The following is a 23353-nucleotide window of genomic DNA, read 5'->3' on the forward strand; positions in this document are numbered from 1 at the left end:
GCCTAGGAGTTGGAAGTGGTGGCGAGCCGAGGATGCGCCAGGCCGGTCAGCTGCGGAATTCCGACGCCGGCAAGCGCCTGGACTTCCTCGGCACCGACGGCGCCGCACTGGACTCCGCGGAGTACGAATGCGGCCAGGGCCCGGGCGGTGGCGGGCTCGTCCATGACCCCGCCTTCGGTCCGTTCCACGTAGTTGCGCAGCCTGCCCGCCGCGGCAGGCAGGCCCTCACGGTAGAAGGCATAGGTGGCTGCGAAGCGGCTGGCCAGCTGGGCGGGGTGCAGGTCCCAGCCCTGGTAGTAGCCGCGCTCCAGCGACCGCCGGACCAGCCGGCCGTGCAGCTGCCAGGCGTTCTCCACGTTGTCGCCCACCGGAATGATGTTGGTGGAACCGTCGGAGAGCCTGATGCCGGTACCGGCCACGGCCAGCTGCATGACTTCCTTGGCGAAGTCGGCCACCGGGTGCTCCATGGACTGGTACTCGGCAGAGATCTGCAGCGATGCCGAGTAGTCGTACGTGCCGTAGTGCAGCCCGCTGATCCTGCCGGGCACGGCATGCGGCAGCTGCGCTACCGGGGAGGTGCCGTCAGGGCCGAGGATCAGCTGCGGCGTCTCCACCTGGACCTCGAAGCGGAGTCGTCCGGCGGGCAGCGAGTGGACTTCTTCCAGGCGGGACACCGCGTAGTCCATCGCCTGGACCTGGGCCACGGTGGTGACCTTGGGCAGGGTCAGGACCAGGCCTTCCGGGAGTTCGCCGGCCGCGGCGAGGCCGGAGACAAACAGGTCCAGGGTGCGGAGGCCGCGGGCACGGGTGGGCGCCTCGAAGCACTTGAAGCGGATACCGATGAACGGGGGAGCGGACCCGGCCTGGACGGCGGCGGCCACCGCCGACGCCGCGGCAACGGCCGCGGCGTCTTCGGCGTCATCGCCCCGGTCCCCGAAGCCGTCTTCGAAGTCCAGCCGCAAGTCCTCGATCGGCTCGGCAGCCAGTTTGGCCGCCACCCGGGTGGCTACCGCCCCCGCAAGGCCTTCGTCGTGGCCCAGGAGCCGCCCCAGCTTTTCGAAGCCGCCGTGCGCATCCGCCGTCGCAGTTGCCTGGGCGCCCCAGTCCGCGGCGAGCGACGGCGTGAAACGGTCAGCGGGCACGTACACCGTGTGCACGGGCTGGCGTGAGCCGTCGTCACCGGGGTAGTTCTGCTCCAGCAGCCGGTCCGTGGCGGCCAGCTGTCCGTCGATGTGGGCCAGGTCCGCAGCCGAAAGGGAGGGTTTGGGTGCTGCCATCTCAGCCCACCAGTTCGTACGCGGGGGTGGTGAGGAAGTCCGTGTAGCCGTCCGAGAGGCAGATGTCCGCGATCAGGTCGCTGGCAGGCTGGTAGTAGCGGCGGAAGGCCTCGTCACCGAACTCGGTCCGGAGCCGCTCGGTTTCCTCGCCCAGGATCCGTTCCACCAGCTCCTTGGTCACCGTGTTGCCCGTGTCCGCCAAGATGGACTTGTTGCGGATCTGCTGCCACACCTGCGAGCGGGAGATCTCCGCGGTGGCGGCATCCTCCATCAGGTTGTGGATGGCCACGGCGCCGTTTCCGGACAGCCACACCGCCGTGTAGGCCACGGCCACATAGAGATTCAGGCGCAGCCCGGCCTCGGTGACCTGGCCGTCGGCGGAGGAGACGTCGAGCAGCTGCTCCGCCGTGACCGACACTTCCGGGCGCTGCTTGTCCACCTGGTTCGGCTTGTCGCCCAGCACGGAGTCGAAGACCTCCCGGCAGGTGGAGACCAGGTCCGGGTGCGCAACCCAGGAGCCGTCGAAGCCGTCGTTGGCCTCGCGGGTCTTGTCCGCCCGCACCTTCTCGAACGCGGCTTCGGTCACTTCCGGGTGGCGCCGGTTGGGGATGACCGCGGCCATGCCGCCCATGGCGAAGGCGCCGCGCTTGTGGCAGGTCTTGACCAGAAGCTCGGTGTAGGCGCGCATGAACGGGGCGGTCATCGCCACGGAGGCGCGGTCCGGGAGGACGAATTCCTCGCCGGCATCGCGGAAGTACTTGATGATGCTGAAGAGGTAGTCCCAGCGGCCTGCGTTCAGGCCCGAGGCGTGGTCCCGCAGTTCGTAGAGGATTTCGTCCATCTCGAAGGCTGCCGGGATGGTCTCGATCAGGACCGTTGCCCGGATGGTGCCCTGATGCAGGCCCAGGTAGTCCTGGGCGAACACGAACACGTCGTTCCACAGCCTGGCCTCAAGGTGGCTCTCCATCTTGGGCAGGTAGTAATAGGGGCCCTGGCCGTTGAGCACCAGCTGCTTGGCGATGTGGAAGAAGTGCAGTCCGAAGTCCACCAGGGCACCCACGGCGGGTTCGCCGTTGAGCAGCAGGTGTTTCTCCTGCATGTGCCAGCCGCGGGGCCGTGCCACCACAACGGCCAGCGGCGCGTCGGTGCGGAGCCGGTACTCCTTGCCTTCCTCCGAGGTGTAGCTCAGGGTGCCCTGGGCGGCGTCCCGGAGGTTCAGGATGGCGTCAATGACGTTGGCCCAGGTGGGGGTGCTGGCGTCCTCGAGGTCCGCCAGCCACACCTTGGCTCCGGAGTTCAGGGCATTAATGGCCATCTTCGCCGGTGAGGCAGGCCCGGTCATTTCCACCCGGCGGTCCTGCAGGGCGGCGGGTGCGGGCGCAACTTTCCAGTCGCCGTCGCGCACGTCCTGCGTCTCCGGCAGGAAGTCCAGCTTGCCGGTCTCTGCCACCCGCTGCCGCTTGGCGGCGCGGGCCGCCAGGAGCTCGTTGCGGGTGCCGGCGAACCGGTTGTGGAGCTCCTCCACGAAGGCCAGTGCCTTGGGGGTGAGGATCTCCTCAGCGCGGTTGATCGGCCGGGGATCTGTGACGGTGATGGCCATTTCTGGTCCTTTCCTTGTGCGGGAAGTCGGGCGGTCAGGCGGAGGCCAGTGCTGCCACCGGCTCCTTGGCGGAATCGGCGGGAACGGCAGCCGTTGCCACGTTCGAGGCGTGGGCCGCGGCCGCGACGGCTGCCGCGACGTTGGCGGTCACGTGCGGGTCGAAGATGCTCGGGATGATGTAGCTGGCATTGAGCTCATTATCATTCACCCGGTTGGCGATTGCCTCCGCGGCGGCCACCAGCATTTCCGGGGTGATGTCGCTCGCTCCGACGTCCAGGAGCCCGCGGAAGAGTCCCGGGAAGGCGAGGACGTTGTTGATCTGGTTGGGGAAGTCGCTGCGGCCGGTGGCCACGACGGCGGCGTGCCGGGACGCGATGGCCGGGTCCACTTCGGGGGTGGGGTTGGCCATGGCGAAAACGATGGAGTCCTTTGCCATGGAGGCCACGTGCTCTTCGTCGAGGATGTTCGGGGCGGACACGCCGATGAAGACGTCCGCGCCTGCCAGGGCCTGGTGCAGGCTGCCGGAGAAGCCCTCCTGGTTGGTGTTTTCAGCGATCCAGGTGCGGTGCGGATCGTTGTAGGTCTCGCCCTGGTGGATGGCACCCGAGCGACCTGCCGCCACGATGTGGCGGGCGCCCTGGGCCTTGAGCAGCTGGATAATCGCTGAGCCTGCGGCGCCGACGCCGGAAACCACGATCTTCACGTCCTCGATCTTCTTGTCCACCACACGCAGCGCGTTGACCAGTGCCGCGAGGGTCACGATGGCGGTGCCGTGCTGGTCGTCGTGGAACACCGGGATGTCCAGTTCCTCGCGCAGGCGGGCCTCGATTTCGAAGCAGCGCGGCGCGGCGATGTCCTCCAGGTTCACGCCGCCGAAGACGGGGGCCAGGAGCTTGACGGTGCGGATGATTTCCTCGGTGTCCTGGGTATCGAGGCAGACCGGCCACGCGTCCACGTTGGCGAACTGCTTGAAGAGGGCGGCCTTGCCTTCCATGACCGGGAGGGCGGCGGCGGGGCCGATGTTGCCCAGGCCCAGCACTGCGGAGCCATCGGTGACGACGGCGACGGTGTTGCGCTTGACGGTCAGGTTGCGGGCGGCGGCGGGGTCTTCGGCGATGGCCAGGCAGACGCGGGCCACGCCGGGGGTGTAGGCGCGCGACAGGTCGTCGCGGTTGCGCAGCGGGACCTTGGGGACCACTTCGAGCTTGCCGCCGAGGTGCATCAGGAAGGTGCGGTCCGAGACGTGCTGGACGGTGACCCCGTCGAGGGCGTTGAGGGCGTCCTTGACCCGCGCGGCGTGGGCGTCGTCGGTGGTGTTGCAGGTGACGTCGACGACGAGGGTTTCGTGGTGGGACTCGGTGACGTCCAGTGCGGTAATTGCCGCGCCGGCTGCTCCGACGGCTGCCGCCAGTTCGCTGGTGGCGCTGAAGCTCGACGGTGCTTCCACGCGCAGGGTGATCGAATTTCCGGGGCTGGGGTTCGCCATTGAATGTCCTCCTGTTAGGCCTTGTCCGGCTTCTGCTCTGATCCGAATATTTTCGTATTATGGATATTATTATCTACTTTATGGAAACACAACCCCCTCGCGATGTGACTGCCGAGGGACATCGCCGGGCATCCTGCCGTGCTGTATGTTGGGTGGTCTAAGCAACTCTTTTCACGATGCGGATAAGAGTTGTCGGATTCCGAGCCATAGGAGACAACGGAATGGCAGAAAAAGCCTCCGGCGGAGTGCAGTCGGTGGAGCGCGTCTTCGAGCTGCTGGAGCTCATCACGGATGCCGGCGGCGACGTCACGCTCAGTGAACTGTCCTCGTCGACCGATTTGCCGCTCCCCACCATCCACCGCCTGCTCCGCACGCTGGTATCGCTCGGCTACATCCGCCAGCTGCCCAACCGGCGCTATGCCCTGGGTCCCCGGCTGATCCGGTTGGGCGAAGGCGCCAACAAGCAGCTCGGCGCCCTGGCCCGCCCCCAGCTCAAAACCCTGGTGGACCGCCTGGGGGAGACCTCCAACATGGCCGTGCTTGATTCGGACATGGTGATCTACGTGGCCCAGGTCCCTTCGCTGCACTCCATGCGCATGTTCACTGAGGTGGGCCGGCGCGCCCACACCCACGCCACCGGCGTCGGCAAGGCCATCCTGGCCCAGCTCGACGACGACACCGTCCGCGGCATCGTGGCCCGCGCCGGAATGCCCACCCCCACCGCCAAGAGCATCGGCGACGTCGAAGAACTCCTGGCCGACCTCAAGCTCATCCGCGAACGTGGCTACTCCATCGACGAGGAGGAGCAGGAGCTCGGTGTCCGCTGCTTTGCGATGGCGGTGCCCAATGCCCCCACGCCCACCGCGATCTCGGTGTCCGGCCCGGTGTCCCGGGTGGACGAGAACTTCGCCGACAAGGCCGTTCCCGTCCTCCGCGAGGCCGCGGAGGCCATCTCCCGCGAGCTCAACCGCACCTGATACTGCTGAACTGCTGACGACGACGGCCCGCACCTTCGCTGGAAGGTGCGGGCCGTCGTCGTTCGCAGTGTCCTTGCTAATGCTCCGATGCCTTTTCGGCTGAGTCGATCCGGACTTCCTTCCCATCGCAGTCGATGAGCTTGCCGTTCTCGAACCTGTCGCCGTCCGCCAGGCAACGCAGGTCCTCCGCCTTGACCAGCCGCTCGGTGCCCGCGACGAAGACGGACTGGTTGTCCGAATTTCCGGCCCGGAAGTGGTTGAAGAGCAGGTTCAGCAGGATGGCCATGACGGCCGCCGAGCTGATGCCGGAGTGGAAGATGGTGCCGAACCAGGACGGAAACTGGTCGTAGAACGTGGGCGCGGCGATGGGGATCATCCCGAAGCCGATGGACGCGGCCACCACGATCAGGTTCATGTTGTTCTTGTAATCCACCTTGGACAGGGTCCGGATGCCGCTGGCTGCCACCGTGCCGAACAGCACCACCCCGGCACCGCCCAGGACGGGTGTCGGCACCGCGGCCACCACCCGGCCCAGGACGGGAAGCAGCCCGAGGACCACCAGGATTACGCCGCCGGCGCTGACCACGAACCTGCTCTTGACGCCGGTGATGGCTACCAGGCCCACGTTTTGGGCGAAGGCGCTCTGGGTGAAGGAGTTGAAAAGGGGCGAGACGGCGCTGGACAGCATGTCCGCGCGCAGGCCGTTGCCGATCCTCTTGGAGTCCACCTTGGTGCCCACGATCTCGCCCACCGCGATGATGTCCGCAGACGTCTCCGTGAGGGTCACCAGGATGACGATCAGCATGGAGATGATGGCTGCGACCTCAAACGTCGGCGGTCCGAAGGCGAAGGGGGTGGGGAAGGCGACGATCTCGCCCTGTCCCACCTTGGAGAAGTCGGCCATGCCGAAAACCAGGGCGATGAGGGTGCCCAGGACCATGGCAAGGAGGATGGAGAGCCGGGAGATGGCCGCACTGCCCACCTTGCTCAGGAGCAGGACGATGCCCATGGTGCCGGCGGCCAGGCCGATGTTGGCCACGCTGCCGTAGTTTGGAGCCTTGTTGTTGCCGCCCATGGCCCAGTTGGCAGCCACCGGCATCAGCGTCAGGCCAATGGTGGTGATCACGGTTCCGGTCACCACCGGTGGGAAGAAGCGGATGATCTTCGAGAACAGCGGAGTGATCAGCAGGCCAATCAGGGAGGCTGCGATGACGGATCCGAACACCGCCTGGATACCGCCGCCGCCGTGCACGATGGCCACCATGGTGGAGACGCCGGCGAAGGACACACCCTGCACCAGCGGCAGCTGCGAGCCGAAGAACGGAATGCCGACGGTTTGCAGGATGGTGGCGAGGCCGCCGACGAACAGGCAGGCGGCGATGAGCAGGCCGATGTCCTGGGAGTTCATTCCCGCGGCGGCACCGATGATCAGGGGAGGGGCGATGATGCCGCCATACATGGTCAGGACGTGCTGGAAGCCATAGGCAAACATGCTTCCAACGGGGAGCCGCTGGTCCTCGGGACGGGCAGGCCGTGCGCCTTTTCCAGCGGCTGCGGCGGCAAGTTTCTTCTTGGTGTTCATGGCAGACTTTCTTGGTTCATGGCAGACGTCATCGTCTGGCTAACTGGTGTCTGGCTAACAGGTGTTGTGAAGATGGGGGAGTGGTGCCGGGTTGGCTTCGACAGGCTCGACCACTGATGGTTGAGCCTGTCGAAGCCATGGGCGTGGCGTCTTAGCAGAAGCCGGCGATGCCCGACCACGCCGCGGGTGCGGCAGTTGCGTCATCACGCTGGACGGTGGCCTCGATCAGGCCGTACGGCCGGTCGGCGGCGAAGAAGACCTCGTTGGGGTTGTCCAGGCCGAACGGGGAGAGGTCCACCAGGAAGTGGTGCTTGTTGGGCATGGAGAACTTGATCTCGTCGATTTCGCTGTGCGCCTCCAGCACCTTTGCGCCCATGTCGAACAGGGTCTGCTGCAGTGCGTGGGAGTACTTCTCCGTAAAGCCTTCGAGCAGGAGGCCCTTGACGTCGTCGTAGCTCTTGTTGAAGTCCAGGCTGCTGAAGTCCGTGCCTGCCTTGAAGCGCCAGCGGGCCGATACGTCCGTGGCGAGGATGCGGTCGGTGGTCTCCGGAAGGGTCGTGTAGCGGTCGCGGGGGTAGCCCACGAAGCCGGACTCTGTGGACTTGAGGACGGTCAGGTCCTTCAGTCCGGAGATCAGGTGGGTGGCGGCGCCGTCGCGGACCAGGACCGCGGTTCGCACTTCCTGGCCGTTGCGGACGAATGAGTGGTCGTGTTCGCTTCCGTGCGCCTGGATGCGGTTCCAGGCGTACGATTCGGCTTCCCAGCGGCCGCCGGTGACCCAGTCGAAGCTGGAGGTGAAGTGCTCGCCGAGGCGCAGCAGGAACGCCTCGGGCGAACCGATGCCGTCCCGGGCGAAGGCGTAGATGGTGTTCTTCTGGGTATCCGTGGCCACCACGTGGGCGTTGTCGCCTTCAAGGTGGGCCGCGGCGAAATCGCCCCGCAGCTGCGAGGTGACGTTCAGGTCTTCGATCTCGTGGCGGTTGGTGTCCCTGGTGATCTTGACGACGCGGACTTCGGCCTTGCCGTACTGGTTTTCGCCGAGAATGATCTTGCTGCTCATGGTCTTTTCCCAATCTCCGGTAAGTGGAACCAAGGTTCCATCACTGAAATTAAGCGCGCGTTTCATGCGCGTTTCCGGTGGAGCCGACCCAACAAAAAAGAGCCGGCATCCATTGATGCCAGCTCATTACGACCCTGCCTGCTGCTCCCAGGTTACGTGACGTGCGCCACGAGTTGCCTACCAGCGTACCCCCGCCGGCCGGTGGTGTACATCACAGCCTCAAAATTCAATTTGTGACCGGATTGCCCGGTCCGGGGTTCCCGGCCGACTATTGACGGCCCGGCGCGTTGATCCTAAACTTTCACAAAGTAGAATTTACTTTCCACATTACGAAATTAGGAGGTTTCGATGTACCAGCAGGACACCCCTCCCGTGCCGGCCGCCCCGGCCGCGGGAACCGGCGCGCAGGAGTTCTACCTCCCCACCGGCGGCGGGATTGACCCGGACCTGTTTGTTCCGGAAGAACGGCACCACGAACGCGGGCTGTTCTCGCGCTGGGTCCACGCGTTGCCGGTATTCGGCCGGCGGATGTGAGTACCGCCCCTGCCTACCTGCGGAACCACGCCGGCCAAACACAAGTAGTCGCTACTGGCGACCCCGGCAGCGAACTCCCATAGCCTGAGGCGGTAAGTCGTTGCCCGGAGTTGGGCTTGCGTGCCTGCCCGGGCCGGATTTCCGTTGAGCGCCGGGGAGGCGAGGATGCAGGAACGTGTGAAGCAGCCCGATTCCCGACGTGGGACGTGCGGGGCATGTCCATGAAGACCCGCCTCCTGCAATGCGTATGCTGCCTCCTGGTGGTTGGCGGCCTTTCGGCCAGTGCGGTCCTCGCCCCGGCGGAGTCCGGACTGCCCGCGGATCCCGCGGAGGCGGCTTCCGGGTCGTCCGGAGTCATTATCCCTGCACCCTCTGGAAGTCCCGGGCCTACCGGCTCCGCCGCACCGGCAGCACCGCCGGAGGCCCCGGAAGTACCCGGATTGGATGCCTCAACCGGGGCTGCAGCGCCGGCCGACGCCGCCCCCTCGGAGGCCGTTCCTCCCGCTGCGCCACCCGCCGATGACACAGCCCAGGGCGACCCGCTGGAAGGCAAACCCGTCGTTTCCAGCCAGGGACTGGGCCCCGCCGGGGTTCCCGGCGCCTGGCACTTGGTGTTCGATGAGGAATTCAACACCCTGACCCCCGGTGTCTGGACCCCTTACTGGTTCAACGACTGTGATCCCAAGTCCAAGATGAACGGTGTCAAAACCTGCTCCAGCAACATTACGGTTGCCAACGGCGAGGCCGTCCTCCAGCTCTCCGACTCCGATTCCGGGGCGCTGCTGTCCACCAATCCCAAGGATGGGGTCTCCGGCCACGTGGGCTTCCAATACACCACGGGATACGTCGAAGCCCGCATCTATTTTCCGGGTACCTGCTCGGGCGGCATCTACAACTGGCCAGCCTGGTGGACCACCGGACAGTCCTATCCGAAAACCGGTGAGATTGACATAGCGGAGCCCTTGGCGGGGAACATGAGCACCGTGTATCACTCTGCGAGTGGCGGCGAGTTGGGAAGTGCCATCGTGGGGTGCTGGGCCGGTGGGTACCATACCTACGGCGTGCATCGGATGGCGGGTGTCAACGACATCTATTTCGACGGCCGCAAGGTCTATTCATATTCGTCTCAGGACGGCAACGCGCCGCACTACTTGCTCCTGAACGTGGGACTCAACCCCAACCAGAGGACGTTCGGACCGGCCGGAGCCATCAAAGTCGACTGGGTGCGGGTCTGGCAGTAGCGGCAAGGCTCAGGAACCGGGGCGTCCCGGCCACTGCTTGCCTGCCCAGGGGTCGTAGTCCGCGATGAGGTCCTCCTGCGGCGGGCGTTTGTCCTCGGGGACATGCTGGAGGTTGACGCGGACCCGGTACCAGAGCGAGCTGGACCCGCGCATCCCGTCGACAAGGACGTCGGCCGGCTGGAGGCCGCCAACGGCTGCGGGATGCCGGGCCTTCCACTGGTCAAGGGCTGCCAGCGCCTCGGGCTTTGTCTTGGTCCGGGCAACTTCGATAAGCGGCATCAGCGACTGCCGGCGGCCGGTTCCATTGCCGCTGCGGGGCGCTTTCTCTGCCGGGCCGAGTTTTTCGGCCAAGGCAAGGAGCCCGCCGAGTGTGCCCACCGCGTCATCGATGCCGGCATGCGGGTCGCCGATGTCCGCAAAGCGCTGCGGTACCGTCTGCGCGGTGAACTGCTCCGGCCGTGCGGTGCGGACTTCCTCCCATGTGAGCGGCGCAGACACCCGGGCGTCAGGCAGGGGCCTGACCGAGTAGGCGGAGGCCACGGTGCGGTCCTTGGCGTTCTGGTTGAAGTCCACAAACACGCTTTCACCGCGCTCCTCCTTCCACCACCGTGCCGTGGCGAGGCCGGGCGCGCGGTTTTCCACCTCCCGCGCAAGGGTTTCGGCGGCGAGCCGGACATCGCGGTACGACCACTGCGGGGCGATGCGCACCAGGATATGCAGCCCCCGCGACCCGCTCGTCTTCGGCCAGCCCACCAGCCCCGCGTCGGCCAGGACCTCCCGGGCCACGTAGGCGACGTCCACGATCTGCGACCAGTCCACGCCAGGCATCGGATCGAGGTCCACCCGGAGTTCGTCCGGGTGCTCCAGGTCTTCGGCCCTGACGGGATGCGGATTCAGGTCCAGGCAGCCAAGGTTGATGACCCAGGCCAGGCCCGCCGCATCCCGGATGACAGCTTCTTCCGCCGACGTTCCGGACGCGTAATGCAGTGTGGTGGTGTCGACGAAGGGTGGATGGTTCTCCGGCACGCGCTTCTGGAAGAAGGGCTCGGCGTTGATGCCCTTGGGAAACCGCTTGAGCACCATCGGCCTTCCACCCGCGCCGCGCAGCGCCCCGTCCGCCACGGCCAGGTAGTACCGCACCAGGTCCAGCTTGGTCAGCCCGGGGTCCGGGAACACCACCTTGTCCGGGCTCGAGATCCGGACCTCAACACCTTCGATATCCAGGACTTCGGCCGGCGTCTTTGACGGAGTCATGCCGCCACGGTAGCAGTGGCCACGATCCGTGTCAGCCGTTCACCGGACCCCGTTTACCAGGCGCTTGGCCGCCGCTGAGTGCTCAGCGATGAGCCCGGCGATGTCCAGGCCGGGGATTTGTCCATCCACGACGCGCCACTGGCCGCCCACCATCACCCGGTCGGCGCGGTCGGCGGCGCACAACAACAAGGCGGCGACGGGGTCATGGCTGCCTGAGAAGCGCAGGTCTTCGAGCGTGAACAGGGCAAGGTCGGCCTGCATCCCTGGCGCCAGCTGGCCCAGCCCGGGCCGTCCCAGCACTGCGGCCGAACCACGGGTGGCCCAGCCGAGTGCCCGCTCCACGGGGACATCAGCGCCATAGCGGAGGCGCTGGAGGTACAGCGCCTGCCGCGCCTCCAGGATCATGTTGGAAGCATCGTTCGACGCCGAGCCGTCCACTCCCAGCCCCACCGGAACGCCCGCATCCTCAAGTTCCAGGACCCGGGCCGTGCCCGAGGCGAGCCGCATGTTGGAGGTGGCGCAGTGGGCGACGGCGGTCCCCGCCGAACCGAGGCGGCCGATTTCTTCGTGGCTGAAGTGGATGCCGTGCCCCAGCCAGGTGCGGTCCGTCAGCCAGCCCACGCTCTCCAGGTAGTCCACGGTCCGCAGCCCAAACATCTCGCGACAGAAGTCCTCCTCGTCAAGGGTTTCGGCCAGGTGGGTGTGCAGCCGGACGTCCAGCCGTTCGGCGAGCGCGGCACTCTCGGCCATGATTTCCTTCGTGACGGAGAACGGCGAGCACGGCGCCAGGGCGATCTGGATGACGGCGTCCTCCCCGCGCTCGTGGTACGCGCCGATCAGCCGCTCGCTGTCCGCCAGCACCACCTCCGGTGCCTGGACCGTTGACTGCGGCGGCAGGCCGCCGTCGTCCGTTCCCAGCGTCATGGAGCCGCGGGTGAGTGTTGCCCGCATGCCCAGCCGGCGCACGGCCGCCACCTCGATGTCGATGGCGTTTTCCAGGCCGGCGGGGAAGAGGTAGTGGTGGTCGGCGGCGGTGGTGCAGCCGCTGAGCAGCAGCTCAGCGAGGGCGGCGGTGGCGGCGAGCTCCACATCCTTGGGTGTGAGCCGGGCCCAGACCGGATAGAGGTTCTGCAGCCAGGGGAACAGCGGGGCGTTGGCCACCGGACCCCAGGCGCGGGTGAGCGTTTGGTAGAAGTGGTGGTGGGTGTTGATCAGTCCCGGCAGCAGCACGTGGCTGCCGGCGTCGAATGTCTCGGCGCAGGGTTCGGACGGTATCTGTCCGGCCGCCAGGACCTCGGTGATGACGCCGCCGCTGATGACAACCCCGCCCGAGGCGTCAAGGTTGTTGGCGGTGAATGCGGCCTGCGGATTCCGGATCCAGAGCCGGGGTGCGGGTGCGGGAAGGGGCTGGTGCATGGGGTGTTCCTGTCCTGAGCGCGGTGGCAATTTTTCCAGCTCAGTGAGGCCCTGTCTGCTGATCCAGGTGGCCGCGGCGGACCGCGGATCCGATGAGATTAGCCAGCCCGGGCGCGGGGCGTCAACACCGGCGGGATGTGACTGGAGGGGGTTAGCGGACCGAAACATGGATTTCACATAGCGAAAATAAATTTCCAGAAAGCTATGGCGCGGGCCACAAAGCGGTGCTAATCTCGATTCTGCCAAAGGCGGGCACCCGAACCCGGGAAGCTATCTACCAGGCGCAACTTAACCTTCACAGCACATGCTGAAGCCTGGTAACCGTCGCACCTGGTTCTACTGGTCCTTGCACGGCAACAGGCTTCCCGGCAAAAGGAAGTCGCATCATGAGTACCACCGTCACGGCCGAGCAGTTCCTGGCCAGATCCATTCGGCTGGCAACAGCCAACGTCCTGAACAGCGGCGGCCCCTTCGGCGCCATGATCGTCACCGCGGACGGCAAAACGTTCGACGGCGTCAACCGCGTCACCGCGGACAACGATCCCACGGCCCACGCCGAAGTCACCGCCATCCGCACCGCCTGCCGCGAACTCGGCACCTTCGACCTCAGCGGTGCGGTCCTCTACACCAGCTGCGAGCCATGCCCCATGTGCCTGGCCTCCGCCCTCTGGGCCCGTGTTGACCGCGTGGTCTACGCCGCCGACCGGCACGATGCCGCCTCCGTGGGCTTCGACGACGCCGTCTTTTACGAATACTTCGAAAACCAGGACAGGGACTCCCTGATGCCGGTATCCAAGCTGGAGCTGGGCGATCCCCAGGCACCTGCACCGCTGGAACCGTTCAATACCTGGAACACGCTCGAATCCAGGATCGACTACTAGGCCGGGCGGCTGAGATGACCATCCTGGACCATTCCCACGAGGAGCATCCGGCTCCAACCACCAGCACCTCGCGGCGGTCGCCGCGTACCCCATCCGTACCCGGCCCGCCGGCGTCGGGATCCTACCTGGACCGCTTCTTCCAGATCACCCGCCGTGGCTCAACCGTTGCCCGGGAATTCCGGGGCGGCCTGGTCACCTTCTTCACCATGGCGTACATCGTCATCCTGAACCCCCTCATCCTCGGCGGTTTCAGCGCCGACAACGCCCCCACCGACGTTGCCGGGGGCTGGTTGTCCGCATCCCAGGTGGGTGCCGTCACCGGCCTCACCGCCGGCGTCATGACCATCCTGTTCGGCCTCATCGCCAACCTGCCGTTCGGGCTCGCCGCCGGACTGGGCATCAACTCCTTCCTGGCCGTCTCGGTGATCCACGAAGTCACCTGGCCCGAGGCCATGGGGCTGGTGGTCATCAACGGCATCCTGATCGTCCTGTTCGGCGTCACCGGCGCCCGGACCGCCATCTTCAGGGCCGTTCCCAAGGAACTCAAGGCCGCCATCACCGTGGGCATCGGCCTGTTCATCGCCTTCATCGGCTTCGTCGACTCCGGCTTCGTCCGGCCCACCACCGGCGGGCCGCCCGTCCAGCTGGGCGACGGCGGCTCCATCACCTCCGTGCCAACGCTGGTGTTCGTCGTCGGCCTCCTGGCCATGGGGATCCTCGTGGCGCGCAAGGTGCAAGGCGGGCTGCTCATCGGCATCGTCGGCACCACCGTGCTGGCCGCCGTCGTGGAAGCCATCATGAAACTGGGTCCTGCCGGCGCCACCAACCCCGGCGGCTGGCACCTGAACACCCCTGTCCTGTCCGGCCAGCTGGTCTCCGCGCCCGACCTGGGCCTGGTGGGCCACTTTGACCTCTTTGGGTCGTTCAGCCGGATCGGCGGACTTGCGGCCACCATGCTGGTGTTCACGCTCGTGTTCACCAACTTCTTCGACGCCATGGGGACCATGACCGGTTTGGCCAAGAGCGCAGGCGTCGCACACAAGGACGGCACGTTCCCGCGGCTGAAATCCGCCTTCATCGTCGAAGGCTTCGGCGCCGTGGCCGGCGGGGCAACCTCAGGTTCCTCCAACACGGTGTACATCGACTCCGCGGCAGGGATCGGCGAAGGCGCCCGGACCGGCCTGGCATCAGTGGTCACCGGGCTGCTGTTCCTCGGCTCAATGTTCCTCACCCCGCTCACCAGCGTGGTCCCGCTGGAAGTCGCCGCCGCCGCCCTGGTGGTGGTGGGTGCCATGATGATGGCGCAGATCCGCGAGATCAAGTTCACCAAGTTCACCGTGGCGCTGCCTGCCTTCCTCACCATCGTGACCATGCCGCTGAGCTATTCGATCGCCAACGGCATTGGCGTCGGCTTCGTGAGCTGGGCGGTCATCGGGGCGGCATCAGGCAAGGCGAAAAAGATCCACCCGCTGATGTGGGTGGTGAGCGCCGGGTTCCTGGTGTACTTCGCCCGCGGGCCGATCAACCTCCTGCTGGGCGGCTGATCGTTGCCCCAGCCGCACAGGGGGCCGGGCCAACCCTTGGCCCGGCCCCTGACAGGACAGACAATGGACACCACCGCCGCGCGGAAGAAGGAGTGCCGCCATGCTTGACCTGATCCCTTCGCTCGGCCCCTGGCTGCCCCGACTCGCGGACAAGCGGTTCGCAGTGGCCACCATCGTTGCCGCCTCGGGTTCGGTGCCCCGCCCTGTGGGGACCTCCATGCTCGTCACGGAGTCCGGTGAGGTGCTCGGCAGCCTCTCCGGCGGTTGCGTGGAAGGCGCCGTGGTGGCGCTCGCCCGGGAGGCAATGGACGACGGCGGCCCGCGCCACCAGGTCTTCGGCTTCAGTTCCGCCGATGCCTTCGCCGCCGGGCTCACCTGCGGGGGACAGCTGGAGATCCACATCCAGCCGGTTCCTGCAGCCGTTACCGGTGAACCGGAGCAACCGCTCCGGGCCGCCGTCCGGCAACTCGCCGGCCTCCGCCACGACGAACCCGTGGCGCTGGTACGGCTGCTGGGAGCATCGGGCGGTGCCGCCGTCGTACTCCCGGACCCGGCCCGGCACCACGGACCGGCATCCCCCGAACTGGCCCCGCTGCTGCACGGAGAGTCAGCGCTTCGGGTGGAATCCATCCTGCGCAGCGGCGGCGCCGGTCTGGTCCCGCTGGTCCAGGCAGGGGACTGCCTGCCGGACCGCGACGGCCACAGCAGGCATCCCGGGGGGCCCGCCGTCCTGGTGGAGTCCCGGCTCGCCCCGCCACGCATGCTGGTGTTCGGTGCCAACGACTTCGGGGCGGCTCTGGTGCCGGCGGCCAAGCTGCTCGGCTACCACGTGACCCTGGTGGATGCCCGGCCCGCTTTTGCCGGCCAGCCACGGTTCGCCGCCGCAGACCAGGTGGTGACGGACTGGCCGCACCGTTACCTCGCGGCGGAAGCAGCCGCCGGCCGCCTGGACAGCCGCGCCGTGGCGGCCGTCTTGACCCATGACCCCAAGTTCGATCTTCCGCTGCTGGAGGCCGCGCTGGCCCTGGACCTCGCCTACGTGGGCGCCATGGGATCGCGCCGCAGCCACCTCCAGCGGGTCGAGGAACTCCTCAGCGCCGGGGTCCTGCCGGAACGGATTGCCCGGCTGCACTCACCCATCGGACTGGACCTCGGCGCCACTACCCCCGCCGAGGTGGCGGTCTCCGTCACCGCCGAGCTCATCGCCGCGCGCAGCCGCGACGCCACGTGCGCGCCGCTGCGCGACACCGCCGGCACGATCCACCACCGCGCGCCGGCACCGGCGCCCACAGACCTTACCCCGCAGGAGATCGCATGGACATGAACACCATCGAGGCGGTGGTCCGCACCACCGACCCCGCAGATTGGCGAGACGGCGACGCCTGGCTGGCCGGCGGAACGGTCCTCTTCTCCTACGGCAGTTACGCCTTTGGGCCTCAACCCCTCAAGCGGCTGCTGGACCTCGGCTCAGCCGGCTGGACTCCCATAACCGTCAGTGACGACGGCATCGACCTCGCCGCCACCTGCACCATTGCCGAGCTGTACACCCTGCCGGCCGGCGCCGGCGCGGACGGCCGCGTCTGGCCCGGGCTGGACCTGGTCCGGGCCTGCTGCGATTCCTTCGTGGCTTCGTTCAAGGTGTGGAACATGTCCACCGTGGGCGGCAACCTGTGCACGTCCCTGCCCGCCGGGCCCGTCATCTCGCTCTGCGCCGGACTGGACGGCGTTGCCACGGTCCTCGCACCAGGCGGCGGCAGCCGCACCGTTCCCGTGGCGGACTTCGTAACCGGTGACGCCACCAACTGCCTGGCACCGGGCGAGCTGCTTCGCAGCGTCCACCTCCCGGCGTCGGCCCTTTCTTCCCGGGTGGCGTTCCGCCGGCTGTCGCTGAGCAACCTGGGCCGGTCCGGGGTGCTCCTGATCGGACGGCTCGACGCCGCTACCTCCCTGGTCCTGACCGTCACCGCGGCCACCAAGCGGCCCGTTCAGCTCCGGTTCGACGGCCTGCCCGATGCCGACCGGCTGGCAGCTGCCTTGGACGACGCCATTCCCGCGGACCATTACCACGACGACATCCATGGCCTGCCCGCCTGGCGCCGGGACATGACCTACCGATTGGCCGAGGAAATCCGCGCCGAGCTCGCTGCGCCGGCGGGAACGCCCGGGCTGCCCGTGTCCGGCGACTTCTGGCCGCCCCGGAGCGATTCCGCTCCCGTTTCCACAGCACTTCCGAAAGGGGCCTGAGCATGGGCATCGAGATCAACGGCACCGCGTCCGGGGCGGCTCCGCGCCCCGGCCAATGCCTGCGGACGTTCCTGCGGGAGCAGGGCAACACCGGCGTCAAGAAGGGCTGCGACGGCGGCGACTGCGGCGCATGCACGGTACATGTGGACGGCACGCCCGTTCACAGCTGCATCTATCCCGCCGTCCGGGCCGAGGGGCGCTCGGTGACCACCATTGAGGGGCTGGCCGGTACCGCCGGCGGCCCCCTGCATCCGGTGCAGCAGCAGTTCATGGAGCGGCAGGGGTTTCAGTGCGGCTTCTGCACGGCCGGCATGGTGATGACGGCGGCCTCGTTCGACGACGCCCAAAAGGACAACCTGCCCCGGAACCTCAAAGGCAACCTCTGCCGGTGCACGGGCTACCGCGCCATCGCCGACGCCGTCTGCGGGCACCCCGGGCACCCTGATCCCGAGGGGCCGGGCTCCGGCATCGCAGGGGAGGGGCAACCGGATCCTGCGCCGGGCCGGCTGGGTGACGACGTCCCGGCTCCAGCCAGCCGCGCCGTAGTCACGGGCGCTGCCCGCTACACCCTGGACCTGCCCAAAGAGGAGCAGCAAGGGCTGCTGCACCTGAAGATCCTCCGTTCCCCGCACCCGCACGCCCGGGTGCTTTCCATCGCCAAGGACGCAGCGCTGAACGTGCCAGGCGTGGTGGCGGTCTTCACCTCCGAGGACGCCCCGGAGCAGCTGTTCTCCACCGCCCAGCACGAACTCTTCACTGACGACCCGGACGATACCAGGGTGCTCGATGACGTGGTGCGGTTCATCGGGCAGCGGGTGGCCGCCGTCGTGGCTGAATCGGTGGCCGCCGCGGAAGCCGGTGTCCGCGCACTCCAGGTGGAATATGAGGAACTTCCCGCCGTCTTCTCGCCGCAGGAAGCGCTGCTGCCTGGTGCCCCCCTGGTCCACGGAGACAAGGATGCCGTGAAAGCGCGCATCTCCCGCCCGGAGCGGAACGTGGTGGCTGAACTGCACTCGGAACTGGGCGACGTCGCCGGCGGCTTCGCGGGCGCCGACTTCATCCACGAACAGACCTATCAGACCCAGAGGGTCCAGCACGTCGCCCTGGAAACCCATGCGGCCATCGCCACCGTAGACGACGACGGGCGGCTGCAGGTCCGCACCTCCAGCCAGGTCCCGTTCCTGGTCCGCCGCACGCTGTGCCGGGTGTTCGGGCTCGAAGAGGACCGCGTGCACGTGGTGGCCGGACGCGTGGGTGGCGGATTCGGCGGCAAGCAGGAAGTCCTCACCGAGGACCTCGTGGCGCTCGCGGCCCTGAAACTGAAGCGGCCGGTCCAGCTGGAACTGACCCGCACGGAACAGTTCACCGCCACCACAACCCGGCACCCCTTCACCATCAAGCTGAAAGCCGGTGCCGCCAAGGACGGCCGGCTGACAGCCCTGCAACTGGACGTGGTGACCAACACCGGCGCCTATGGCAACCACGGCCCAGGCGTCATGTTCCATGGTTGCGGTGAATCGCTGGCGGTCTACAAGTGCGCCAACAAGAAGGTGGACGCCCAGTCGGTCTACACCAACACCGTCCCGGCCGGCGCGTTCCGCGGCTACGGCCTCAGCCAGATGATTTTTGCGATCGAGTCCGCGATGGATGAGCTGGCCGCCGGGATCGGGATGGATCCGCTCGAGTTCCGCCGCCGGAACATGGTCCGGGAAGGGGACCACATGCTGTCCACCCAGCCCCAGCCGGAGGAGGACGTCCTCTACGGAAGCTACGGTTTGGACCAGTGCCTGGACTTGGTCCGGGACGCCCTGGACCGGGGCAGCGAACGCTACCGGCAGGCTGGGCTTGAGGACCTCGGGCCGGACTGGATGGTGGGCGAAGGCGCGGCGCTCTCCATGATCGATACCGTCCCGCCGCGTGGCCACTTTGCCCATGCCCGGCTCCGGCTCCTGCCGGACGGAACGTACCAGGCCGACGTCGGGACCGCCGAGTTCGGAAACGGGACCACCACGGTGCATGCCCAGCTTGCCGCCACGGCGTTGTCCACGGAGGCATCCAGGGTGGCGGTGCGGCAATCGGACACGGACCTGGTGGAGCACGACACGGGCGCGTTCGGTTCGGCCGGAACCGTGGTGGCCGGCAAGGCCACCCTTGAAGCTGCCGAAGAGCTGGCCGTCCGGATCCGGGCGTTCGCGGCCGGCATCCGCCAAACGCAGGCCTCCGCGTGCGTCCTCGACGGCGACGCCGTGGTGGTCGACGGAACCCGCGTGGCACTTGCTGAGCTGGCGCAGGCCGCCGAGGAAGCCGGCGTCGACCTCGCCGCCGAAGGACGCTGGGGCGGCACGCCGCGTTCGGTTGCCTTCAACGTGCACGGGTTCCGGGTGGCGGTGAACCGCGGCACCGGCGAGCTGAAAATCCTGCAGAGCGTCCAGGCGGCCGACGCCGGCGTGGTGGTCAACCCGCGACAGTGCCGTGGACAGATCGAAGGCGGGATCGCCCAGGCCATTGGTGCCACGCTCTACGAGGAAGTGGTGGTGAACGACGACGGCAAGGTCACCACCGACATCCTGCGTCAGTACCACATCCCGACCTTTGCGGACGTGCCGCGCAGCGAGGTGTACTTCGCGGACACCAATGACACGCTGGGCCCGCTCGGCGCCAAATCGATGAGCGAGAGTCCCTTCAACCCCGTGGCCCCGGCGCTCGCCAACGCCATCAGGAACGCCACCGGAGTCCGCTTCGCGCAGCTTCCCATCGCCCGGGACCGGATCTACCTGGGGCTGAAGGAAGCAGGCCTCGTTCCGGCTGAGGCGGGCGCGGTGCGGTAATCCAGGTGTAGCCTGTGGCCATGACGGGCGAGACAGCCATGGATGCGGGCCGGGACGGAGGCATGCCGGGCCCCGCGCCCGCCGCCACGGCCGCGGCGGACACCGTGGTCGACCGGCTGTTCTTTACGTTCAGCGGCCTCAGCTCGATCTGGTTTGCCGTGCTGCTCCTGCAGTCGAGCCTGGAATGGCCGCACATCTGGGTCCTGGTGGTCTTCTGGGCAGCGCTTGCCTACCTGGTGCTTCCCCGCCTGCACCGCATCCTCACCAGGATCTACCTGCCCGACTACTTCATTGGCCGTTCGCGCACCAGCGACGGATTGCTTGGGGACCCGGTCAACGTGGCCCTGCGTGGCCGGGAGGCCCAAATCCATGCAGCCATGCGGCAGGCCCGATGGACCCTCGCCGATCCGGTGACCTTCGCCTCAAGCCGCCGCATCATCACTTCCACGCTGACCAGGCGCAGCTACGACGAGGCGCCGGTGAGTCCACTGTTCCTTTTTGGCCGCCAGCAGGATTTCGCCTACCAGCAGGAGGTGGACGGCAACCCAGGCAAACGCCACCACATCCGCTTTTGGAAGGTACCCCCGGGCTGGCTGCTTCCCGGGGGCATCCCGGTGGACTGGCTCGCCGCCGGGACCTACGACAGGGCCGTGGGACTTTCCCTGTTCACGCTGCAGGTAACGCACAAAATCGCCCCAGGCATCGACGAGGAACGGGACTACGTGGTGGGGTCCATCCAAGCGGCTGCGCCGGAAGCGGCCGTGACGATCATCAAGGACTTCTCCACCGGCTACCACTCCAGGAACGGGGGAGGGGACAACATCATGACCGACGGCGACCTGCCCATTGTGGACCTCACCCGGATACCGGCGGCTGGTCCTGGACCGGCCCGGGTGCAGGCTGCGAAGGAGCGGCGGCCACTGCCCACTCTCTTCGGGGCAGTCCTGGTCACATGCAGGGGATTCGCCGCCCTCTTCCTGGCTTTCCTGCTCCTGGCCGCCGCATCCGACGAAACCCTGGCGCCTCCGCTCCTGGGCGGTTCCGCCGGCGACCTGGACGTGTCCGGGGCACTGCTTCCGGGGGCCATCGTCATGGGGGTCTTCGCCCTCGCTGAGTTCCTCCTTGCATGGTTCATCGCCCGGGGCGGAAACCGCGCCCGGGTAACTGCCATGACACTGGGGAGCCTTTCCATCATCACCCAATTCGCCACCACTGCCTCGGGCGGACCGCCCATCACGCTGGGCACCACGCTGGTCAGCTTGTCGCTGGACATCCTGCTGATCCTCGCACTCTCCAGCGAACGGTCCAGGACCTTCGCCCGGCGGCGGACGGGCGCCCTGGGGCACCCCGGGTCTTTGGGCGGCGTACCGGTGCCGGGCAGCTAAATTCCTTCGGAGGATTCACCCAGCTTTACGCCAAACCCATATAGTCAGGGGATGGAACAGCGGATTTTAGGTAAGACCGGACGGAACGTCTCCATCGTGGGGCTGGGCACCTGGCAGCTCGGCGCGGACTGGGGCACCGTGGACCCGGCACAGGCCCAGGCCATCCTCGCCGCCTCCGTGGAGGCAGGCGTCACCTTCTTTGACACGGCCGATGTCTATGGCGACGGAAAGAGCGAGCAGGCCATCGGGAAGTTCCTCGCGGACAACCCGGGGCACGGCGTCACCGTTGCCACCAAGATGGGCCGCCGGATGGAGCAGCGGCCGGAAAACTATTCACTGGCCAATTTCCGCCAGTGGGTGGACCGCTCACGGAAGAACCTAGGCACCGAAACCCTCGACCTGGTCCAGCTGCACTGCCCGCCAAGTGCCGTCTACAGCAACAACGAGGTGTATGACGCGCTGGACACGCTGGTCGCCGAAGGCGCCATCCGCAACTACGGTGTCAGCGTGGAACGAACGGACGAGGCGCTGGAGGCGATCCGCCACGAAGGGACCGCATCGGTACAGATCATCCTGAACGCCTTCCGGCTCAAGCCGCTGGATGAAGTCCTCCCCGCGGCCAAGGCTGCCGGCGTGGGCATCATCGCCCGGGTGCCGCTCGCTTCCGGCCTGCTGTCCGGAAAGTACTCGAAGGACACCACCTTCGCGGAGAACGACCACCGGAACTACAACCGCCACGGCGAAGCGTTCGACGTGGGAGAGACCTTCTCCGGCGTCGACTTTGAGCTGGGCCTGAAGGCCGTGGCGGAGTTCGAGCAACTGGTGCCCGCCGGGGCCACCACGGCACAGGCCGCCATCGCCTGGATTGCGGCGCAGGACGGCGTCAGCTCCGTCATTCCCGGCGCGCGCAACGTGGAGCAGGCCCAGGGCAACGCCGCCGCTGCCGGTGTAAGTGTTGGCAAGGAGTTCGACGACGGGGTCCGCTGGATCTACGACCACTACTTCCGCGAGGCCATCCACCCCCGCTGGTAATACCTGTCCGCAGGTATCGGCGTGCGTTCCGGCAGCGGCATCAAGGAGTTCGTGGCGCGGCTGGCAGCCGCGGAAACCGGACCGGCCTGCACCAACTTCTTCTCCGACGCGGCGCCGGAGAATGCGCTGCGCCGCCGGAACCTGGAGATTTATTTGCAGGAAATGCGGGACCGGCAGCCCGGCGTGCTGTTGCTGGGGGAGGCGCCGGGTTTCAGGGGCATGCGTATTACCGGCGTGCCGTTTACCAACCGGACCATCCTGGAGGGCCCGCTTAACAGCTTTGGGCTCTTTGGCCCGGGCAAGGGGTACGTTGTGCCGCCCGAAGCTGCTGGGGTAGCTGCCGAGCCAACGGCAACGGTGCTGTGGCAGGTCCTGGAAGAAGTAAATTTCCTCCCACTGCTGTGGAGTGCCTTCCCCTGGCACCCGCACCAACCCGGCAAGCCGTGGTCCAACCGCACGCCCAAGCCGTCCGAAACCAAACTCGGCACGCCCTTCTGGCAGGAACTGGCCGGATTGTTTGGGATCAGCTCCATCGTTGCGGTGGGCAACGTGGCCCAGCACAGCCTGCAACGCAGCGGGGTGGCTGCGCCCAAGATCAGGCATCCGGCCCACGGCGGCCGCTCGGGCTTCAAACAAGGGCTGGAGGAACTGCTCGCCGCTGGTGGTTGAGGGCACCGGTGGTTGAGCTTGCCGAAACCGGGAGCCGGTGGTTTGGTTTGTCGAAACTTAATCTGCCTTCTTTGGGTGACCGGTTGTCGTGGCCGGCCCCTAAATCTCGGACCTTGAATGTCGTACCCCCTTGTGATGATGGGTTTATGGGGAAAGCGGCGGTGGTGGGGGCGTTGGCGGATATTCGTGCTGCCCTTGCGGTGTTGGTTGCCGAGGTGGACGGAGCGGGAGCCGAGCCGTTCTCTGCTGCTGATCCGTTGGCTGGGTTGGCGGATGGTTGCCTTGATGTTCTGGCCGGTGTCCGTGAGGTGGAGGCCCGGGTCGCTGGTTTGAAGGCGCGGGC

General features: G+C 67.2%; 18 protein-coding genes and 1 pseudogene. 12 read left to right on the forward strand and 7 right to left on the reverse strand.

The window, feature by feature from the left end; all coding sequences use genetic code 11:
* Positions 1 to 2: 2 nt before the first annotated feature.
* The 3 genes from C563_RS0105560 to C563_RS0105570 are packed head-to-tail and all read right to left on the reverse strand — an operon-like array spanning position 3 to position 4363.
* Positions 3 to 1277 (reverse strand): DUF6986 family protein, encoded by a 1275-nt coding sequence (locus tag C563_RS0105560; protein ID WP_018761054.1) that lies wholly within the window; start codon positions 1275 to 1277, stop codon positions 3 to 5.
* A 1-nt stretch (position 1278) separates the two neighbouring features.
* Entirely contained in the window at positions 1279 to 2877 is a 1599-nt protein-coding gene (gene aceB, locus C563_RS0105565; RefSeq protein WP_018761055.1) for a malate synthase A, read from the reverse strand.
* Between the two features lie 34 nt (positions 2878 to 2911).
* Positions 2912 to 4363, reverse strand: a complete 1452-nt coding sequence (locus C563_RS0105570) for an NAD-dependent malic enzyme (protein ID WP_018761056.1) — start codon at positions 4361 to 4363, stop codon at positions 2912 to 2914.
* A 221-nt stretch (positions 4364 to 4584) separates the two neighbouring features.
* On the opposite strand from C563_RS0105570, the gene C563_RS0105575 reads away from it, so the two are divergent.
* Positions 4585 to 5340 carry an IclR family transcriptional regulator gene (locus tag C563_RS0105575; protein WP_018761057.1) on the forward strand — a complete coding sequence of 252 codons (756 nt, stop codon included), beginning with the start codon at positions 4585 to 4587 and terminating at the stop codon, positions 5338 to 5340.
* Between the two features lie 76 nt (positions 5341 to 5416).
* On the opposite strand, the gene C563_RS0105580 is transcribed toward C563_RS0105575, so the two are convergent.
* Positions 5417 to 6922 (reverse strand): nucleobase:cation symporter-2 family protein, encoded by a 1506-nt coding sequence (locus C563_RS0105580; RefSeq protein WP_018761058.1) that lies wholly within the window; start codon positions 6920 to 6922, stop codon positions 5417 to 5419.
* 151 nt (positions 6923 to 7073) lie between these two features.
* Positions 7074 to 7982, reverse strand: a complete 909-nt coding sequence (pucL, locus tag C563_RS0105585; protein ID WP_026264395.1) for a factor-independent urate hydroxylase — start codon at positions 7980 to 7982, stop codon at positions 7074 to 7076.
* Between the two features lie 348 nt (positions 7983 to 8330).
* Between pucL and C563_RS0105590 the strand changes: the two genes are divergently transcribed.
* Entirely contained in the window at positions 8331 to 8516 is a 186-nt protein-coding gene (locus C563_RS0105590) for a hypothetical protein (RefSeq protein ID WP_018761060.1), read from the forward strand.
* Between the two features lie 221 nt (positions 8517 to 8737).
* Entirely contained in the window at positions 8738 to 9757 is a 1020-nt protein-coding gene (locus tag C563_RS0105595) for a glycoside hydrolase family 16 protein (RefSeq protein ID WP_231369848.1), read from the forward strand.
* A gap of 9 nt (positions 9758 to 9766) precedes the next feature.
* Here the strand turns inward: C563_RS0105595 and ligD are convergent, their stop codons facing one another.
* The gene (gene ligD / locus C563_RS0105600) at positions 9767 to 11011 is read right to left on the reverse strand and encodes a non-homologous end-joining DNA ligase (protein ID WP_018761062.1); all 1245 of its coding nucleotides are present in this window, start codon (positions 11009 to 11011) and stop codon (positions 9767 to 9769) included.
* A 39-nt stretch (positions 11012 to 11050) separates the two neighbouring features.
* Positions 11051 to 12427, reverse strand: coding sequence for an 8-oxoguanine deaminase (locus C563_RS0105605; RefSeq protein ID WP_018761063.1), 1377 nt, complete (start codon positions 12425 to 12427; stop codon positions 11051 to 11053).
* Between the two features lie 386 nt (positions 12428 to 12813).
* On the opposite strand from C563_RS0105605, the gene C563_RS0105610 reads away from it, so the two are divergent.
* The 9 genes and pseudogenes from C563_RS0105610 to C563_RS22755 form a co-directional block, all read left to right on the forward strand.
* Positions 12814 to 13308, forward strand: coding sequence for a nucleoside deaminase (locus C563_RS0105610; protein ID WP_018761064.1), 495 nt, complete (start codon positions 12814 to 12816; stop codon positions 13306 to 13308).
* 14 nt (positions 13309 to 13322) lie between these two features.
* On the forward strand, positions 13323 to 14852 hold the full coding sequence (locus C563_RS0105615) for an NCS2 family permease (RefSeq protein WP_018761065.1): 1530 nt from the start codon (positions 13323 to 13325) through the stop codon (positions 14850 to 14852).
* 100 nt (positions 14853 to 14952) lie between these two features.
* On the forward strand, positions 14953 to 16176 hold the full coding sequence (locus C563_RS0105620; protein WP_018761066.1) for an XdhC family protein: 1224 nt from the start codon (positions 14953 to 14955) through the stop codon (positions 16174 to 16176).
* A complete protein-coding gene (locus C563_RS0105625; RefSeq protein ID WP_018761067.1) occupies positions 16167 to 17096 on the forward strand; it encodes an FAD binding domain-containing protein in 930 nt (309 codons plus the stop codon). Before C563_RS0105620 ends, C563_RS0105625 begins: the two co-directional genes overlap by 10 nt.
* A gap of 2 nt (positions 17097 to 17098) precedes the next feature.
* Positions 17099 to 19924 (forward strand): molybdopterin-dependent oxidoreductase, encoded by a 2826-nt coding sequence (locus C563_RS0105630; RefSeq protein ID WP_018761068.1) that lies wholly within the window; start codon positions 17099 to 17101, stop codon positions 19922 to 19924.
* Between the two features lie 20 nt (positions 19925 to 19944).
* Positions 19945 to 21309, forward strand: coding sequence for an LssY C-terminal domain-containing protein (locus tag C563_RS0105635; protein WP_081624116.1), 1365 nt, complete (start codon positions 19945 to 19947; stop codon positions 21307 to 21309).
* A 51-nt stretch (positions 21310 to 21360) separates the two neighbouring features.
* On the forward strand, positions 21361 to 22341 hold the full coding sequence (locus C563_RS0105640; RefSeq protein ID WP_026264396.1) for an aldo/keto reductase: 981 nt from the start codon (positions 21361 to 21363) through the stop codon (positions 22339 to 22341).
* A 21-nt stretch (positions 22342 to 22362) separates the two neighbouring features.
* Positions 22363 to 23010, forward strand: a complete 648-nt coding sequence (locus C563_RS0105645; RefSeq protein WP_018761071.1) for a uracil-DNA glycosylase — start codon at positions 22363 to 22365, stop codon at positions 23008 to 23010.
* 146 nt (positions 23011 to 23156) lie between these two features.
* A pseudogene (locus C563_RS22755) lies at positions 23157 to 23353 on the forward strand (HNH endonuclease signature motif containing protein); the annotation flags it as partial.

Source organism: Arthrobacter sp. 135MFCol5.1 (assembly GCF_000374865.1).
Classification (GTDB): domain Bacteria; phylum Actinomycetota; class Actinomycetes; order Actinomycetales; family Micrococcaceae; genus Arthrobacter.

Bases quoted from the DNA above. Each gene is read 5' to 3' on its own strand.
- C563_RS0105560 (WP_018761054.1), bottom strand. From the start codon at position 1,277: ATGGCAGCACCCAAACCCTCCCTTTCGGCTGCGGACCTGGCCCACATC.
- aceB (WP_018761055.1), bottom strand. From the start codon at position 2,877: ATGGCCATCACCGTCACAGATCCCCGGCCGATCAACCGCGCTGAGGAG.
- C563_RS0105570 (WP_018761056.1), bottom strand. From the start codon at position 4,363: ATGGCGAACCCCAGCCCCGGAAATTCGATCACCCTGCGCGTGGAAGCA.
- C563_RS0105575 (WP_018761057.1), top strand. From the start codon at position 4,585: ATGGCAGAAAAAGCCTCCGGCGGAGTGCAGTCGGTGGAGCGCGTCTTC.
- C563_RS0105580 (WP_018761058.1), bottom strand. From the start codon at position 6,922: ATGAACACCAAGAAGAAACTTGCCGCCGCAGCCGCTGGAAAAGGCGCA.
- pucL (WP_026264395.1), bottom strand. From the start codon at position 7,982: ATGAGCAGCAAGATCATTCTCGGCGAAAACCAGTACGGCAAGGCCGAA.
- C563_RS0105590 (WP_018761060.1), top strand. From the start codon at position 8,331: ATGTACCAGCAGGACACCCCTCCCGTGCCGGCCGCCCCGGCCGCGGGA.
- C563_RS0105595 (WP_231369848.1), top strand. From the start codon at position 8,738: ATGAAGACCCGCCTCCTGCAATGCGTATGCTGCCTCCTGGTGGTTGGC.
- ligD (WP_018761062.1), bottom strand. From the start codon at position 11,011: ATGACTCCGTCAAAGACGCCGGCCGAAGTCCTGGATATCGAAGGTGTT.
- C563_RS0105605 (WP_018761063.1), bottom strand. From the start codon at position 12,427: ATGCACCAGCCCCTTCCCGCACCCGCACCCCGGCTCTGGATCCGGAAT.
- C563_RS0105610 (WP_018761064.1), top strand. From the start codon at position 12,814: ATGAGTACCACCGTCACGGCCGAGCAGTTCCTGGCCAGATCCATTCGG.
- C563_RS0105615 (WP_018761065.1), top strand. From the start codon at position 13,323: ATGACCATCCTGGACCATTCCCACGAGGAGCATCCGGCTCCAACCACC.
- C563_RS0105620 (WP_018761066.1), top strand. From the start codon at position 14,953: ATGCTTGACCTGATCCCTTCGCTCGGCCCCTGGCTGCCCCGACTCGCG.
- C563_RS0105625 (WP_018761067.1), top strand. From the start codon at position 16,167: ATGGACATGAACACCATCGAGGCGGTGGTCCGCACCACCGACCCCGCA.
- C563_RS0105630 (WP_018761068.1), top strand. From the start codon at position 17,099: ATGGGCATCGAGATCAACGGCACCGCGTCCGGGGCGGCTCCGCGCCCC.
- C563_RS0105635 (WP_081624116.1), top strand. From the start codon at position 19,945: ATGACGGGCGAGACAGCCATGGATGCGGGCCGGGACGGAGGCATGCCG.
- C563_RS0105640 (WP_026264396.1), top strand. From the start codon at position 21,361: ATGGAACAGCGGATTTTAGGTAAGACCGGACGGAACGTCTCCATCGTG.